The sequence below is a fragment of the Advenella mandrilli genome (genome assembly GCF_016595155.1).
Taxonomy (GTDB): domain Bacteria; phylum Pseudomonadota; class Gammaproteobacteria; order Burkholderiales; family Burkholderiaceae_B; genus Advenella; species Advenella mandrilli.
The window spans coordinates 73,301-89,298 of sequence record NZ_JAENGP010000004.1; the positions used below are offsets into that span (position 1 = coordinate 73,301).

14 protein-coding genes are annotated in these 15,998 nt (G+C 47.1%); 9 read left to right on the forward strand and 5 right to left on the reverse strand.

The window, feature by feature from the left end; translation table 11 throughout:
* Positions 1–44: 44 nt before the first annotated feature.
* The gene (locus JHL22_RS04770; RefSeq protein WP_200234489.1) at positions 45–767 is read right to left on the reverse strand and encodes a glutamine amidotransferase; all 723 of its coding nucleotides are present in this window, start codon (positions 765–767) and stop codon (positions 45–47) included.
* 27 nt (positions 768–794) lie between these two features.
* Positions 795–1,694, reverse strand: coding sequence for a carboxylating nicotinate-nucleotide diphosphorylase (nadC, locus tag JHL22_RS04775; RefSeq protein ID WP_200234491.1), 900 nt, complete (start codon positions 1,692–1,694; stop codon positions 795–797).
* 258 nt (positions 1,695–1,952) lie between these two features.
* Here nadC and JHL22_RS04780 point away from each other — a divergent pair, with 258 nt between their 5' ends.
* Positions 1,953–3,896 (forward strand): LTA synthase family protein, encoded by a 1,944-nt coding sequence (locus tag JHL22_RS04780; RefSeq protein WP_200234493.1) that lies wholly within the window; start codon positions 1,953–1,955, stop codon positions 3,894–3,896.
* Here the strand turns inward: JHL22_RS04780 and JHL22_RS04785 are convergent.
* Positions 3,882–4,811 (reverse strand): LysR family transcriptional regulator, encoded by a 930-nt coding sequence (locus JHL22_RS04785; RefSeq protein ID WP_200234495.1) that lies wholly within the window; start codon positions 4,809–4,811, stop codon positions 3,882–3,884. The genes JHL22_RS04780 and JHL22_RS04785 overlap by 15 nt on opposite strands.
* A gap of 198 nt (positions 4,812–5,009) precedes the next feature.
* Between JHL22_RS04785 and JHL22_RS04790 the strand changes: the two genes are divergently transcribed.
* The 4 genes from JHL22_RS04790 to JHL22_RS04805 all read left to right on the forward strand — a co-directional run bounded on the left by JHL22_RS04790 (position 5,010) and on the right by JHL22_RS04805 (position 9,852).
* A complete protein-coding gene (locus tag JHL22_RS04790; RefSeq protein ID WP_200234497.1) occupies positions 5,010–6,056 on the forward strand; it encodes a cupin domain-containing protein in 1,047 nt (348 codons plus the stop codon).
* Between the two features lie 39 nt (positions 6,057–6,095).
* Positions 6,096–7,307, forward strand: a complete 1,212-nt coding sequence (locus JHL22_RS04795) for a 3-hydroxybenzoate 6-monooxygenase (RefSeq protein ID WP_200234499.1) — start codon at positions 6,096–6,098, stop codon at positions 7,305–7,307.
* Positions 7,308–7,431: 124 nt separating this feature from the next.
* Positions 7,432–8,136 (forward strand): fumarylacetoacetate hydrolase family protein, encoded by a 705-nt coding sequence (locus JHL22_RS04800; protein WP_200234501.1) that lies wholly within the window; start codon positions 7,432–7,434, stop codon positions 8,134–8,136.
* Positions 8,137–8,499: 363 nt separating this feature from the next.
* On the forward strand, positions 8,500–9,852 hold the full coding sequence (locus JHL22_RS04805; protein ID WP_200234503.1) for an MFS transporter: 1,353 nt from the start codon (positions 8,500–8,502) through the stop codon (positions 9,850–9,852).
* Positions 9,853–9,963: 111 nt separating this feature from the next.
* On the opposite strand, the gene trhP is transcribed toward JHL22_RS04805, so the two are convergent.
* Entirely contained in the window at positions 9,964–11,325 is a 1,362-nt protein-coding gene (gene trhP / locus JHL22_RS04810; RefSeq protein WP_200234505.1) for a prephenate-dependent tRNA uridine(34) hydroxylase TrhP, read from the reverse strand.
* A gap of 536 nt (positions 11,326–11,861) precedes the next feature.
* On the opposite strand from trhP, the gene ehuB reads away from it, so the two are divergent.
* From ehuB to ehuA, 4 genes are read left to right on the forward strand one after another with little or no spacing between them, the layout of a single operon-like run.
* Positions 11,862–12,722: an ectoine/hydroxyectoine ABC transporter substrate-binding protein EhuB gene (gene ehuB / locus JHL22_RS04815; RefSeq protein ID WP_200234507.1), complete on the forward strand. Its 861-nt coding sequence runs from the start codon at positions 11,862–11,864 to the stop codon at positions 12,720–12,722.
* A 57-nt stretch (positions 12,723–12,779) separates the two neighbouring features.
* Positions 12,780–13,454 (forward strand): ectoine/hydroxyectoine ABC transporter permease subunit EhuC, encoded by a 675-nt coding sequence (gene ehuC, locus JHL22_RS04820; protein WP_200234509.1) that lies wholly within the window; start codon positions 12,780–12,782, stop codon positions 13,452–13,454.
* 1 nt (position 13,455) lies between these two features.
* Positions 13,456–14,148 carry an ectoine/hydroxyectoine ABC transporter permease subunit EhuD gene (ehuD, locus tag JHL22_RS04825; RefSeq protein WP_200234511.1) on the forward strand — a complete coding sequence of 231 codons (693 nt, stop codon included), beginning with the start codon at positions 13,456–13,458 and terminating at the stop codon, positions 14,146–14,148.
* Positions 14,145–14,918, forward strand: coding sequence for an ectoine/hydroxyectoine ABC transporter ATP-binding protein EhuA (gene ehuA, locus JHL22_RS04830; protein ID WP_234041118.1), 774 nt, complete (start codon positions 14,145–14,147; stop codon positions 14,916–14,918). Before ehuD ends, ehuA begins: the two co-directional genes overlap by 4 nt.
* Positions 14,919–15,003: 85 nt before the next feature.
* On the opposite strand, the gene JHL22_RS04835 is transcribed toward ehuA, so the two are convergent.
* Positions 15,004–15,915 carry a LysR substrate-binding domain-containing protein gene (locus tag JHL22_RS04835; RefSeq protein WP_200234513.1) on the reverse strand — a complete coding sequence of 304 codons (912 nt, stop codon included), beginning with the start codon at positions 15,913–15,915 and terminating at the stop codon, positions 15,004–15,006.
* Positions 15,916–15,998: the final 83 nt, after the last annotated feature.

Genomic DNA, 15,998 nt, shown 5'->3' on the forward strand with positions numbered 1-15,998 from the left:
CAGGGCGGCGTTTTTGCGCAAGTAAACCATGGAAAAGGTTTAATTCAAATGAACAACCCAACAAATTGCTGAAGTATTTTTTTGGACCATGCCGTGTCAACAACCGCATCCAGCAGGAAGGCTTTTTGTTCTGGTGGCAACTTCTTTTTACCGACAATAATATGCCGCATCAATGCCTCGAAGAATTCGGGATGAAATTGTACCGAGAGGGCATTCTTTGTATAGCGGATGATCTGGTTGGGGTCATGCCCGGACGAACCCAGCACGGTCGCCCCGGAAGGCACCTGCAGCACGCTTTGTTCATGCGTTAAATGAGCCCGGAACTGCTGCGGGAACCCGGTAAAAAACGGGTCTGCCTGACCTGCCGGGTTCAGGGTAATGCTTATGCTGCCTATTTCGGGGCCATCAGGGTGATAGTCCACTACCCCGCCCAAGGCATGTGCCATTAACTGATGACCATAGCATACCCCCAACAAGGGCTGATGTTGCACGATTACCTGACGAATCCATTCTGCGGTACGTTCACTCCAGTCAAGCCGGTCTGTTACCATGCACCAGGACCCGCTAATAACCGCCACATCAAAAGAGCCGGGTTCTGGCAGCGGTTCGTCCAGATCGGGTCTGGTAATACGTATATCCAGCGGAAAAGACGTGGGGGTTTTTGCCAGCGCAGATTGAAACCACTCCCATTGATCACCATAAACCGATCGCAAACTTTCGGGTGGTGCCCCCATCTGAATAATATACAACACGGCTTGGCTTGACATAACAGACAGGTTCCTTACAGTATTGGGCTATTCGACAGCATCAAGCCCGAAATCAAAAACAGCCACGCTATGGGTAATCCAGCCAACCGCAATCAGGTTTACCCCCGTTTGTGCGATGGCAGGCGCGGTTTGCGCATTGATACTGCCGGAAGCTTCGGTAACCGCTCGCCCGTCAACCATGGCAACCGCTTTTTTCAGCATGTCAGGATTCATGTTATCCAACAGTATCACATTAACGCCCAACTCAAGCGCTTCGGCCAATTGTTCCAGGGTATCCACTTCCAGTTCAATCTGCACCATATGACCAACACCGGCACGCGCCCTAAGTACGGCTTCGCGCAAGCTGCCGGCCACGGCAATATGATTGTCCTTGATTAAAACGGCATCATCCAGGCCAAAGCGGTGGTTACTGCCTCCACCAACCCGCACCGCATATTTTTGCAAGGCACGCAAACCTGGCAGGGTTTTACGCGTGCAGGTAACCTTGGTGCCATATTCGCGAATGGCATCGGCAATGGTTGCCGTTGCGGTTGCCACTCCGCTTAAATGACCCAGAAAATTAAGTGCCGTGCGCTCTGCCGTAAGAATGGCACCGGCCGGACCGGAAATGCTGGCAATAAGATCGCCTGGATTCAAACGGGCACCATCGTTACGATGGAGCGCTATCTTGATGTTTTCATCAATAATCCGGAAGGCCAGGCAGGCCAGGTCAAGGCCCGCCAGAACCCCGCCCTGGCGGGCAACCAAATTCATAGTTGTTTGGGTTTGTGGCGGAATAATACTGTCGCTGGTTAAATCGCCTGCCCTGCCAAGATCTTCCAGCAAGGCCATGCGAACAACAGGCTCCAGCATGACTTTTGGCAAGGGCGGGACGCGAACGTCGTGATGGTTACCGGAAGATGTTTGCAAAGATTGGGCAATACTCATTTTTTAATACTTGAATTTTAATGGGTTCAAAAAACTCATTATATTCCCATCCTGTCATCAGGAAACCTATTTGCCGCCAGAGTGCCAAATCCATGCACGCGCCTGAACCGTTTGCCAGTGCGGACATCCGGCCATTTTGATATTTTCTTGATATTTAATTGATATTTACTTGACGACATTCAGCCTACCATGCACACATGACCAAACCCACAATAATTCCTCCTGAATCCATGTCAGGATTTGTCATGCAGGTATGTTTTGAGAATCCAGTTAATTAGCTTTATTTTTGCCTTGTTTACCCTGTTTACCTTCAGTCGTCTTTTGTTTATTGCCTGGCAATATCAAAGGGTACAGCAAGCAAAGGGACTGTGGCCCATTCTTAAGGGTGGTTTACGCATAGACCTTAACCAAATAGCCACCTATGCCTCGGTGCCCGCCCTGCTCATGCCATGGCTGGAAAACAATACCCTGTTTCTTGCCATTACCGCTGTGTGGTTTACTTTCTGGTGGCTGTTGTCTGCATTCATGGAAATTGCCACCCCCCAATTTATTACTGAATACGATACCCGCCCCAACCGCCTGTTTGTTGAATACCTGAAACACCCCAAAGAGGTTTTTGGCATGCTGTGGCGCGGTTATAAAGGGATGCTGGCCGCCGGGCTGCTGCTCTTTGCCTGCATGGCAACCATGGCCAACTATCTTTTTTTCAACTTTGCCCCGGCGCCTCTTGGCCCTGTCTGGCTCAGGATTATCGAATCATTTTCTTATGCTCTGGTTTCTTTCCTGTGTATTCGTGGCACATTAAAAAAAAGGCCCATCAATCCGTCAACCGTTGCCTTTGCCGGCGATGGCTTGGTGAACAGCCTTGCACTGAATTCCATTTATAGTCTTTTATACGCCATTTACGCCATGAAATACGAAATGTCGGCCGAAGCGGTTTATGGCAAAATGCCAGCTGAAACAATTAACCGGCTGGTGTGCGAATCGGCGGGTATTAAACCTGGCATGGATGCCGGTACGATTGCCACCCTGCATCAACAAATAGCCAGCAATCACTCAGGCTCCCCCAAGAATATTGTCATTATTGTTGAAGAAAGCCTGGGTGCCCAATATGTTCAAACCCTGGGTGGCAACTGCCTGACGCCCAACCTGGACCGCCTATATCAGGAAGGCTGGGGTTTTCTACAGGCCTATGCAACCGGAACCCGCTCGGTGCGCGGGCTTGAAGCGTTGTCGGCCGGATTTCCGCCTACAATCACACAATCCGTCTTCAAGTTGCCCAATGCCCAAACCGGTTTTTTTACCATAGCCGAAGCATTGGGCCAGCAATATAATTACCATTCCCGCTTTCTGTATGGTGGAGAGGCCCATTTCGATAATATGAAAGGCTTTTTCCTGGGTAATGGTTTTAAGGAAGTGATTGACGGTCCTTTATTCAAAGATCCCCAATTCAAGGGCACCTGGGGTTACAGTGATGAAGACATGTTCAATCAACTGGATCGCCTGCTGCAAGAGGATATAGGCAGCAACCAGCCCACTCTTACCCTGGCTTTTAGTGTTTCCAACCATTCTCCGTGGGAATATCCGGCAGGCCGCATCCATCCCCAGGACGAGCCTGCCAGTGTAGAAAATACCGTACGCTATGCCGATCATGCCCTGGGGCAGTTTTTTGAAACCGCCAAAACCCGTGATTACTGGCAGGACACTGTGTTTCTGGTGGTTGCCGATCATGATTCGCGCGTATTTGGCGCCGAATTGATTCCCCTGAAACACTTCCATATCCCGGCGTTGATATTGGGCGCAGGCATTACCCCCCGCCTTGATGAGCGGATAATCAGTCAGATTGACTTACCGGTTACCCTACTTAGCCTGGCAGGTGTTTCTTGCATCCATCCCATGATTGGCCAAGACCTGACAAAGCAAAACCCCAATCGGGCCATGATGCAATATGATAACCGCTATGGTTACCTGAAGGCGGATCAACTGCTAGTACTGGACCCGCATAAGCAAGCGACGCAGTTTACTTATCAGGCACCCGATATATTCCAGCCATCCCTGCTGGATGAAGCCCTGGAAAAAGAAGCCCTGGCACATGCCATTTGGCCTTTTAGTGTATACAGGGATAAAAGCTACAAGGCATTTACCGCCAATCCCGCAAAGCAGGAGATTGACATAAAAAATCACCCATCACTCGTTGGGTGAGTTATTGCTGTCGGAGGTATTGAAAAATTCGTAGATAATTTTTCTAAGCCAGCGACTGCCTGCGTCCTGGTGAAACCGGGCATGCCAATGCTGCCTGATTGCATAGCGGGGAGATTCAAATGGCAAGGCATAAGAACGCAGATTGGGGTTGCGCGTGAACATATTGCTTAAGCGTGTGGGAATACTGGTGATCAAATCTGACTTCTCTATTAGTAACCCCAGGCCTAAAAATGATGAAAGCTGCAGATAAATATTGCGCTTTATGCCCAACCGTTTGATTTGCTGCTCTAAAATGGAATGACCGGTTCCCTGATGATAAAATACGACATGGCCTTCACGCTCAAAATCTTCCAGGCTTAGATTATCCTGTATGCGGGGATGCTGGTTGCTAACCAGGCATTCATACTGCTGACGAAACAATGTCTGCTGGTAAAAACCGGCCTTAAGTTGCGGTACAAAGCCAATGGCCAGATCTATGGCACCGTTAGACATATACATGGGTGTTTCGGGTGTGATGGGTACAATTTCAAGCGCAATATTTGGTGCGTTTTCATGAAGATACGCAACCAGCCGGGGTAATATTTCTATATGGCTGATATCCATCATGCTAATGGTAAAGCCCCGGGTTGAGGTAGCTGGATCAAACTCTTCAGTAAATTCTGCAATACGCTTCCATTTATCCAGCAAGTCGGTAATGTGCCCAGCCAGGGATTCGGCCACTGTCGTCGCCTGCATCGTATTGCCTACCCTAACAAACAGGGGGTCATTAAAATGCTTTCTGAGCTTATTCAATTCTATGCTAACGCCCGGCTGACCCATTCCAAGATTTTCCGCGGCTTTGGAAACACTTTTTTCACGATTAATTTCATGAAAAATCTGTAACTGACGAATATCCATTTTTCCTGAATCTTTCATTTCTTTCCTGCCCTTACAGTATTCATCCTGATTTTTAATGATTATCGTCCCTAGTGTTATTAATTTTTATAATACAGATTATATACATTATTGTATGGATGAAATAGCTCAAGCTTGTTAAATTTAAATTGCAGTTATTTTCATTAACAATAATCAAAAGAATCAAAAAAATTTATCACTATTTATGAGGATATTATCGTGGATCAATTAGCCAAACTTGAAGACTTGCCCCAGGAATACAGGGATAACCTTGAAAAACTGAACCTGGTACCGTTGTGGCCCAGCCTGCGCGATGTTTTGCCACCTGAAACCCCGCAGCCTAAAACCAAGCCGATTATGTGGCCATACGACACACTGCGTCCGCTCTTGATGCAAGCAGGTGATTTGACACCCATCGAAAAAGCCGAGCGCCGTGTACTGGTTCTGTCCAACCCGGGTCATGGTCTGGAAAACATGCGTGCCACGCCAGTGATGTATTTAGGCATGCAATTATTGCTGCCAGGTGAGTGGGCGCCTTCACACCGACACACCCCCAACGCGATTCGCATGATTGTGGAAGGCAATGATGCCTACACCACCGTTAACGGACAGAAATGCCCAATGGAGCGTGGTGACCTGATTTTGACACCTACCGGCATGTGGCACGAACACTCTCATGAAGGCACAGAACCTGTTGTATGGCTGGACGTTCTTGACCTGCCACTGGTTTACTTCATGGAAGCTTCCTACGTAGAACCCTTTGGTGAGCACCAGGATATTAACGGTGTTGCCGCCAATACTGCTTACGGCCCCGGTATTGTGCCCACACCGGTCTTTACACGCCAGAACCCAACAAACCCACTGCTGCGTTTTGCCTGGAAAGATGCACGTAAAGCACTGGAAAACATGGCCGCAAGCCAGCCCGATGCAAAATCTATCCAGGTTACTTATATTAATCCTGAAACCGGCTCAGACTGCCAGAATATCATTGGCTTTTCTTCATTAATGCTACGTCCCAATGAAACACTGACCCTACCTTTACGCTCCAGTGCCATGGTCTTCCACGTGATTGAAGGCCAGGTAGAAATCCAGACCACCGATAACAACTTCAATATGAAGCAAGCAGATACAAGCTGCGTCCCATGTTTTGCACCAGTCACCCTGGTCAACAAAAACAGTGACCAGCCTACTTTTATCTTTATTGCTGACGAGTCTCCGGTACAGAAAAAACTGGGTCTTTATTCTGAACGCCCAAACAATAAATAATTCAGTTTATAAAACTACTATATTAAAGGAAACTAAAAAATGGAACAATTACCTATTCTTATCTCTGGCGGTGGCATTGGAGGCTTTGCCGCAGCACTGGCATTGGTACGCCAGGGATTCAAGGTAAAACTGTTTGAACAGGCCCCTGAAATTGGTGAGATCGGGGCAGGCATCCAGTTGGGCCCTAACGCCTTTCATGCCTTTGATGCGCTGGGCATCGGAGACAAGGCCCGTTCACGTGCCGTGTATACCGACTACATGGTCATGCATGATGCCTTGAATGAATACGTCATTGGCAAAATCCCTACCGACGAAAATTTCCGCAAGCGTTTTGGCAACCCCTATGCCGTTATCCACCGTGCCGACATCCACTCTTCTCTGGTGGAAGGGGCACAGGAAACCGGTGAGGTTCAAATCCATACCAATACACGTATTGAAGGTATCGAACAGGACGGCAAAACCGTTACTGTTACCGACACCAACGGCAATAAATACACAGGCCAGGCCCTGATTGCCGCTGATGGCGGAAAATCTGTGGTTCGTGAAAAATATGTCGGTGACCCCGCACTGGTAACCGGTCATGTGGTTTATCGTGCTGTTGTTGACAAAGAAGATTTCCCCGAAGACCTGCGCTGGAATGCGGCAAGTTTGTGGGCAGCTCCCAAAGGCCACCTGGTTCACTATCCGCTACGTGGTGGTGAACAATACAATGTTGTGGTTACCTTCCACAGCCGCGAGCAGGAAGTCTGGGGTGTTAAGGATGGCAGCCGTGAAGAAGTATTAAGCTACTTTACCGATATTTGCCCCAAAGCCAAACAACTGCTCTCATTGCCAAAATCATGGAAACGCTGGTCTACCGCAGACCGCGAGCCCATTAGTAACTGGACTCATGGCCGTGCCACCCTGCTTGGAGACGCAGCACACCCAACCACGCAATACATGGCACAAGGTGCCTGCATGGCCATGGAAGATGCCGTTACACTGGGTGAAGCTCTGCGCACTTGTGACAATGACATTGAAAAGGCATTTGATTTGTACCAGCGTGCCCGTGTCGCCAGAACGGCCCGTATTGTTTTATCTTCACGTGAAATGGGACGCCTTTATCATGCAGAAGGTGTTCAACGCATGATTCGCAATGATCTGTGGCGTGGCCGTTCTACCGAACGATTCTACGATGCCATGGAATGGCTGTATGGCTGGAACGTTTCCAACTGCCTTGATGCAGCACAAAACTATCCTGCAGCTTGGTAGCCATAATTTTCCATTACTGAAAATTACAGGGTAAGCCTTGTTACAAAGGCTTACCCTGTAATCCTGTAAACTGTAACCCTTAAAAATCTTTAAAACCCTGACATTAACAAGGAAGGAACTTAACATGTCTTACGTATTTGAACCGATGAAAACTGTCGGTATTCCTGTTAGCGAATCTGAAGACCTTTTTCCTGTACGCCGTATTTACTGCGTAGGACGCAACTATGCTGCCCACGCTCGTGAAATGGGTTTTGATCCTGATCGTGAACCACCATTTTTCTTCTGCAAACCTAACGATGCAGAATCTATCGTTCCTGTTGCCGATGGCAAAACCGTAGAAATCCCCTACCCTGTTCAAACCGGTAACTACCACCATGAAATTGAACTGGTTGTGGCGATTGGCAAAGGTGGTAAAGATATTTCTGTTGAAGACGCTGCCAAACATATCTTTGGTTATGCGGTTGGCCTGGATATGACCCGTCGTGACCTGCAAATGAAAATGCGTGAAGCAGGCCGTCCATGGGAAATCGGTAAAGCGTTTGATTACTCTGCCCCTATTGGTGAAATTACCCCTATCGCGAAAACCGGTGAACTGAACAATGGTGACATTCACCTGACGGTTAATGGAAAAACCACCCAGAAAAGCAATGTGACACATTTGATCTGGTCTGTAGCAGAAACCATTGCCAATCTTTCTACCCTGTTTGAACTGAAAGAAGGCGACCTGATCATGACAGGTACACCTGAAGGTGTGGGCGCCGTAGTGGCGGGTGATACGATGGTTGCCACGATTGACGGGCTCAAACCTATTACTGTTGCAGTTAAGTAACCTAGTAAAAACACTTATATCTTTTTTTCATATAAATATCATATTTTAATATGAAAAAATAAAATCACAATAAAATCAATCGGTTGCGATTATCGCAACCGATTTTTTTGTTTATAAAAATCACATATTAAATATAATAATAAAGACTATTCAAATACCCATATAGTTGATTAATCAAGTAATTGTTACAGTATCATTACTTTTTGAGGGATAGATATATTAACAAAAATTAATCGCCAGGCCATTGATCTGCATCAGCTAATTCCTGATACAACGCCAGCCAAACAACCGTCCCGGCAACTCCTGTACCACTCAAAAATCCATTTTTTACTATAAATCATATATACGCATAGGAGTGACGGCATGTCACAAGACACCGCTATGGATGCTCAACAGTTCATAGATAAAATTCCATTTTCATTTACCCAAAAACTTATATTGGCACTATGCTTTCTGGTTGTTGCCATTGATGGTTTTGATACTGCAGCCATCGGTTTTATTGCGCCTGCCCTCAAAGCACAATGGCAATTGTCACCGACTGATCTTGCCCCCCTATTTGGTGCAGGCTTATTTGGACTAATGACCGGAGCACTTTTTTTTGGCCCGTTGGCTGATAAATATGGCCGTAAACCGGTCCTTATCTGGTCAGTATTTGTTTTCGGTTTATCCAGTCTTGTTTCCGGCTTTTCTCCTGACATGACAACACTGATTGTGCTTCGTTTTATTACCGGGCTTGGTTTGGGTGGTGCCATGCCCAATGCCATTACCATTACTTCCGAATACTGCCCAAGCAAAACCCGTTCCACCCTGGTAACCCTTATGTTTTGCGGGTTTACATTGGGCTCCGCATTGGGAGGCCTGGTTTCGGCACAATTGCTAACGCTGATAGACTGGCATGGCATTTTAATCCTGGGCGGTGTTCTACCCTTATTGCTCTTACCCTTTTTAATCTTATACCTGCCCGAATCATTACGTTTCATGGTGCTTAAAAAGCATGACCAGAAAAAAATCAATAAAACCATTAAACGTATTGCTCCCCACCTCTCAACTCCCACGCTGGTCGCCAATGCACAAGAACGTAGCAACGTCAGTATCAGGGATTTATTCAGTCCTCAGTACGCAAAAGGTACTATCCTGATCTGGATTAGCTATTTCATGAGCCTAGTCATTATTTACCTGTTTTCCAGCTGGATGCCAACCCTGTTAACCAATACTGGCGCATCGTTGCAAAAAGCCTCGTTAATTACCTCTGTCTTCCAGATTGGCGGAACCGCGGGGGCCATCCTGCTTGGCTTCCTGATGGATCGCGTAGGGGCCAGCAAAATCCTGACTCTGGCCTATGTACTGGGTGCCGTATTTCTTATTCTGTGCGGCCAGGCTTCATCAAACCTGTCGATGCTGGTTATTGCCATCTTTGGCCTGGGCATTACCATTAGTGGTTGCCAGGTTGGCATGAACGCCTTCTGTTCTTCTTATTATCCAACCCATTGCCGCTCAACCGGTGTCAGCTGGGCCAATGCGGTTGGCCGAAGCGGTTCTGTATTCGGCTCTATCATAGGCGGCTGGTTAATGTCTTTGAACCTGGGTATTGAAGGCATCATGAGCATTTTAGCCATCCCGGCCCTGCTAGGCGGCCTGGCCATTTTTGTTTTGGGAAAAATACAAAAGCAAGATGCCAAGGTTGCCAATGTTTCATTAATAAAGGTAGTTCGGTAAGCGGATAAAACACGCAGGATAACAATAACAAGCCCTGCCGGCCATCTATCTAACCAGAGCAGAAAAAAATCCCGCTAAATAAAATTAGCGGGATTTAATTTGACTGCCCTTTTAGCCGGCAGGGTTAATAATACGTGCCAGCAAAGCCTTTTCCTGGCCCTGCATACCGGGAATTTTTACCAAAATGCCATTCCCCGGCGCCACTTCTATTGTCTCACCATTTTTTTGTATGGTTTCCAGCTTGATCAGGCGGTTGCCTTTCGGATGAATAATTTCAAGCGTATCACCTACCGAGAACTTGTTTTTAACATCAATCGTGGCCCAGCCATTTTCATCCACTTCAGTCACCAGGCCGGCAAACTGGCTTTGTTTGGAAATGGAATAGCCGTGCAAGTAATTCTGGTAATCCTGGGTTTGGTGCAATTCAAGGAAACCGGGCGTATAGCCACGGTTGGCCAAGCCGTCCAGGTCAGCCAGCAATTCGGGGTTGAAAGGACGGCCGGCAATCGCGTCGTCAATCGCCTTACGATAGGTTTGCGCAACCCGTGCCACGTAATAAATTGATTTGGTACGGCCTTCCACCTTAAGGGAGTCAACCCCGATTTTCACCAATTTTTCTATTTGCTCAAGGGCACGTAAATCTTTGGAATTCATGATATAGGTGCCGTGCTCATCTTCCATAATCGGCATGAACTGGCCCGGGCGATTGGCTTCTTCAATCAAATAAACCTGGTCAGCCAAGGGATGCCGCTTCGCCCCACCACAAGCGGCAAAGCTGGCGTCAGCCTCTTCTTTGGCCTGCTGGAAATCAAAACCACTTAATAGCTGCGCATCACCGGCGTCGCTTTCACTGGCTGCATGAACCTTGTAATCCCAGCGACAGGCATTGGTACAGGTGCCCTGGTTGGGGTCACGATGATTAAAATAGCCCGACAGCAGGCAGCGGCCGGAATAAGCAATACACAAGGCCCCATGCACAAACACCTCAAGCTCCATATCAGGGCATTGCTGGCGGATTTCAGCAATTTCATCCAGCGACAGTTCACGGGAAAGAATAATCCGTTCCACCCCAAGCTTTTGCCAGAATTGTACCCCCCAGTAATTGGTGGTATTAGCCTGAACCGACAAATGGATCACCGCATCGGGCCAGCGCTCTTTCACCTTCATGATCAGGCCCGGGTCAGCCATAATAATGGCATCCGGGTTCATCTCCATAACCGGCACCATATCGTCCAGGTAGGTTTTCAGTTTGGAATTGTGCGGCAATATATTGCTGGCCACATAGAATTTTTTACCACGGGCATGCGCTTCGTTAATCGCTTCCTGCATTTTGGCAATGCGAACAAATTCATTATTGCGTGCACGCAATGAATAACGGGGCTGGCCGGCATAAACCGCATCGGCGCCAAAGTCAAAAGCAGCGTGCATGCGCTCAAAGCCGCCAGCAGGCAGTAATAATTCAGGTGATTTCATGATTTCTGACAAGTGTAGTAGTGTATTTTCATGTGCCGGCATTGATGCCACGGGCACATGCGTCCTATTATTCGTTGCCTGGCGAGCAGCCATGTTTATATGGGCGCCAAACAAGTTGACTGACAATAAATAAAAAATGATCTATAAAGACAAAGCCAATATTTTATTTAAGTAATCATAAAAATCAAACAAATTCAAAAAAATATAAATTTTTTCTATGCAATTTTTGATATAGATTAGAACAAGCAATAATTAATGTATGTCTTAACCAACACATTCGATGACTTTTTCATTAAATCCTAAGCAATTGATTTATATATTTATTTTTTGCCTAAAAGTTGTAACCGTTGTTTCTTTTGTAATTACTTATTACATATGGACAGGATACATAACATCCTTATCCGGTCATAAGGCATACTTTTCTGTTACTCTAAAAAAGGAATCCATTCACACTATTTTTTATTTTAAATATATACTTTTATCAAGTTTAAATTATTTTAAATAAGAAATATAAATTTTAGAAACAGGAGACTATAATGAAAACTCCACGTATTTCATTTATATCAGCGTTATCTCTTACCGCCACCGCTTTATTATTTTCAACTTCAAGTAATGCGGCAACCCTCAAGGAAATCCAGGATAAGGGTTATATCAGGATTGCAGTCGCTAACGAAATTCCTTACGGTTACATGACGCCCAGCAATGAAGCCAAAGGGGCCGGTCCCGATGTGGCAAAACTTATCATGGCAAAACTGGGTATCAAGGAAATCCGCTGGGTTACCACCAATTTCGGTTCCCTTATTCCAGGTCTGAAAGCAGACCGTTTTGATATGGTGGCCGCAGAAATGGCCATTTTGCCCCAGCGTTGCACCGAAGTTCATTTTTCAGAGCCCAACAGCTCATATGGTGAAGGCCTGCTGGTAGCCAAAGGCAACCCCGACAATATCCATGCCTATGAAGACTTTTCCAATAACAAGCTGAAAGTCGCCATTATGGCCGGTGCCGACCAACTTGAAATGATGCAGGCACTGAAAGTGGACGACAGCAGAATGGTCACCATTGCCAATAATGCAGATGCCATCTCTACCATTTCCACCGGGCGCGCAGCCGCTTATGCCGCAACCAGCCTGACGGTAAGTGAGCTGGCCTCCAAAAGCGACAGGGTTGAAGCAGCCACCGGTTTCAAAGACCCTATCGTTAATGGCAACCCGGTAAGAAGCTGGGGCGGCTTTACCTTTGCCCAATCCTCTACCGACTTGCGTGATGCGGTTAACAAAGAACTGCTGGAATTGAAAAAAGGTGAAGAATGGAAAAACATTCTGACCGGATACGGCTTCAGTGAAACCGATGTCCAGGAGTCACCAAAAAGAACAACTGCACAGCTATGCACCAAGTAGTTCACGCTGCAGTGATGTATTACCGGAATGACACAGGCATAAACCAGGGAAGGCGGCATGGATAACCTGCTCTCGTATATAGATCCTTTGCTTGACGGGGCATGGGTTACCTTGCAACTGACCCTTTATTCAACCGTTTTGGGTGGTGTGGTTGCGTTTATGGCGGGCATTGGCAAGCTGTCAGAAAACCGCGCGACCCGATGGCTGTCAATTTGCTTTATCGAGTTTTTCCGTGGTACGTCTTTGCTGGTGCAGTTGTTCTGGCTTTACTTTGCCTTGCCCATCCTGGGGCAGGCAATCGGGGTGGATTTGCGCATGCCCCCCTTGCTGGCCGGTACCATCGCCCTGGGCCTTAATATTGGCGCCTACGGTGCCGAAGTGGTGCGCGGAGCCCTTCAAGCGGTGCCTGAAAATCAATATGAGGCCGCCAAGGCACTGGACTTTACGCCAAAGCAAACCTTGTGGCGTATTGTCTTGCCACAGGCCATCCCTGAAATGATGCCCAGCTTTGGCAATCTTGCCATCCAGAACCTGAAAGATACGGCGCTGGTTTCTCTTATCAGCCTGGGCGACATGACCTTCAGGGCCGAACAACTACGTAATTACACCCAAGACAGCACAACTATTTATACCCTTTTGCTGTTTATGTATTTTGGCATGGCACTGGTATTAAGCGCCCTGATGAAAATACTTGAACGTTACGCCAGCCGCTGGCGCACAAGGAAAATTTAATATGTTATTTGGCATAGAGTGGGACACCGCCAACAATTGGGTTTTTGCCTGGTCCATTTTGCCCATCCTTTTAAAAGGCCTGGTGGTTACCATACAGGCCACACTGGTTGGTTTTTTAGTGGCATTAATACTGGGCCTGGTACTTGCCGCACTTAAAGGGGCCCGGTTACGCATTATTTCCTGGCCCGCGTATTTCATTACCGAATTCATCAGGGACACCCCCCTGCTGGTTCAGCTTTTTTTCTTATACTATGTATTGCCTGAATACGGCATTGTCTTGCCAGCTTTCATGACGGGTGCTCTTGCCCTGGGCCTGCAATACAGTGCCTATACCTCTGAAGTATACCGGGCCGGGCTGGAGTCTATCCCCCATGGCCAAACCGAAGCTTCACGGGTACTGGATTTCACCCCCCTGCATACTTTCATGTTTATCATTTTGCCCCAGGCCATACCCCGTATTATCCCGGCATTGGGCAATTACCTGGTTTCCATCATGAAAGATGTGCCGGTCCTTTCAGTGATTGCCATTCTTGAAATACTGAATGTCGCCAGAATTATTGGTGACCGGACCTTTAACTACCTCATCCCCCTTTCCATGGTTGGTGGCATTTACCTGTTGCTAACCCTGCTAGCCTCGGCAGGTATCCGGTATCTGGACAAGCGCCTGCCAAAAGAAGGAATTCCATTGAAATGAATGATGCCATCATCAAGTTTGAAAATGTGACCAAAAAATTCGGCGATGTCACGATATTGGATAAATTGAATTTTGAAGTCGCCAAAAATGAAAAGGTCACCATTATCGGCCCGTCCGGATCAGGCAAATCAACCATTTTGCGCATTTTAATGACGCTTGAAAGTATTGATGACGGCATCATTCATGTTGCTGGCAAACCCTTATGGCATGAATATAAAAATGCCCAAACGGTGCCCGCGAGTGAAGATCATCTCAGGCAAATGCGGAAGGAAATGAGCATGGTTTTCCAGCAGTTCAATCTTTTTCCGCATATGACGGTCAGGCGCAATATTACCGAAGCCCCTATCCATGTTCACAAACTTTCCCAAAAGGAAGCCAATGAGCTGGCGGATGAGTATCTGGACTTGGTTGGCTTAAGCGAGCATGCAGACAAATTCCCTTCCCAGCTTTCTGGCGGACAGCAACAACGGGTAGCCATTGCCCGGGCGCTGGCCACCCGGCCCAATATAATGCTGTTTGATGAACCCACCTCGGCCCTTGACCCGGAACTGGTTGGCGAAGTGTTAAGTGTCATTCAGCGGCTGGCCGAAAAGCATGACCTGACCATGTTGTTGGTTACTCATGAGATGCAATTTGCAAGGCAAATATCCGACCGGATCTGCTTTATTGACAAGGGCAATATTGTAGAAGAAGGCCCGCCAGAAGAGGTTTTTACTTCACCTAAGGAAGAAAGAACCCAGGCTTTTTTAAAAACATTTATTCAATCCTGAACTTTTTTAAAGTCCTGAAACAAGGCCTGGCTGGCAACACTTGACAGTGCCCTGCTGCCAGCCAGGCTTAATAAAAAAACTTCCCTCAGATGTTGCGGCGGGTATAGGTGATTTTCTCCTGGTCATAAATATCATAAATGATATCCAGCATATTCCTGATGCTTTCAGATTTATCCAGTGTACGGATACTCATGATGATCGGAGAAAACGCATGGTCATCAATAACGGGAATGAATACCACATCCCTTATCTGGGTCAGCGCCAAGCCGGTTGGCACCAACGCAACCCCCTCACCAGCGGCAACAAGCCCCAGGGCAATATGCAGCTCCCTGGTTTCAATCAGGTGCGCCGGCTGCAAGCCAACAAATTTAAAGCACTCCAGCACTTGATCGGCAAAACTTGGCCTTGGTTTTTGCGGATACAAAATAATTTTCTCGTTAATGATGTCGGCCAGGGAAAGCCCTGCTTTATTAACAAAATGATGATTGGCAGGCACCGCCAATACCAGCGGTTCTTTACGCAATATGATGCGCCGGACATTGGCATCATGCAAATACAAACGCCCGAAACCAATATCAATTTCCCCTGCCCTTAATGCATGGACTTGCTCCATCGTGGTCATTTCATGCAGTTCAAGCTTAATGCTTTCATAACGCTGCCTGAACATATTAATAATTTGGGGCAATTTACCGTACAGGGTTGAGGCCACATAGGCCACTCTTAAACTTTCATGTGCGTGCCCCATTCGCTGGGTCATCAATTTAAGCTCGTTCATCTGAACCAGCAGCTGTTTTGCATGCTCGTAGAAAAACTCGCCCGCCACTGTCATTTTCAATGGCCGTGCCCCTCTTTCAAACAACTGCACCCCCAGCTCTTCTTCCAGTTGCTGAATTTGCCGGCTTAACGGGGGCTGGGCAATAAACAGCTTTTCTGCAGCCCGCGTGAAATTTTTTTCTTCTGCAACCGCAATGAAATAACGTAAATGTCTAATCTCCACTTTTATACCTTTAAAGTATTAAAAACATACTGAAACAGTCTTAGACAGACCTTCCGATCAAGACTATTCTTATCAACACAAAA

Excerpts from the sequence above, each read along its gene's own strand:
- JHL22_RS04770 (WP_200234489.1), bottom strand. The coding sequence starts at position 767 with ATGTCAAGCCAAGCCGTGTTGTATATTATTCAGATGGGGGCACCACCC.
- nadC (WP_200234491.1), bottom strand. The coding sequence starts at position 1,694 with ATGAGTATTGCCCAATCTTTGCAAACATCTTCCGGTAACCATCACGAC.
- JHL22_RS04785 (WP_200234495.1), bottom strand. The coding sequence starts at position 4,811 with ATGAAAGATTCAGGAAAAATGGATATTCGTCAGTTACAGATTTTTCAT.
- JHL22_RS04795 (WP_200234499.1), top strand. The coding sequence starts at position 6,096 with ATGGAACAATTACCTATTCTTATCTCTGGCGGTGGCATTGGAGGCTTT.
- JHL22_RS04800 (WP_200234501.1), top strand. The coding sequence starts at position 7,432 with ATGTCTTACGTATTTGAACCGATGAAAACTGTCGGTATTCCTGTTAGC.
- JHL22_RS04805 (WP_200234503.1), top strand. The coding sequence starts at position 8,500 with ATGTCACAAGACACCGCTATGGATGCTCAACAGTTCATAGATAAAATT.
- trhP (WP_200234505.1), bottom strand. The coding sequence starts at position 11,325 with ATGAAATCACCTGAATTATTACTGCCTGCTGGCGGCTTTGAGCGCATG.
- ehuB (WP_200234507.1), top strand. The coding sequence starts at position 11,862 with ATGAAAACTCCACGTATTTCATTTATATCAGCGTTATCTCTTACCGCC.
- ehuC (WP_200234509.1), top strand. The coding sequence starts at position 12,780 with ATGGATAACCTGCTCTCGTATATAGATCCTTTGCTTGACGGGGCATGG.
- ehuD (WP_200234511.1), top strand. The coding sequence starts at position 13,456 with ATGTTATTTGGCATAGAGTGGGACACCGCCAACAATTGGGTTTTTGCC.
- ehuA (WP_234041118.1), top strand. The coding sequence starts at position 14,145 with ATGAATGATGCCATCATCAAGTTTGAAAATGTGACCAAAAAATTCGGC.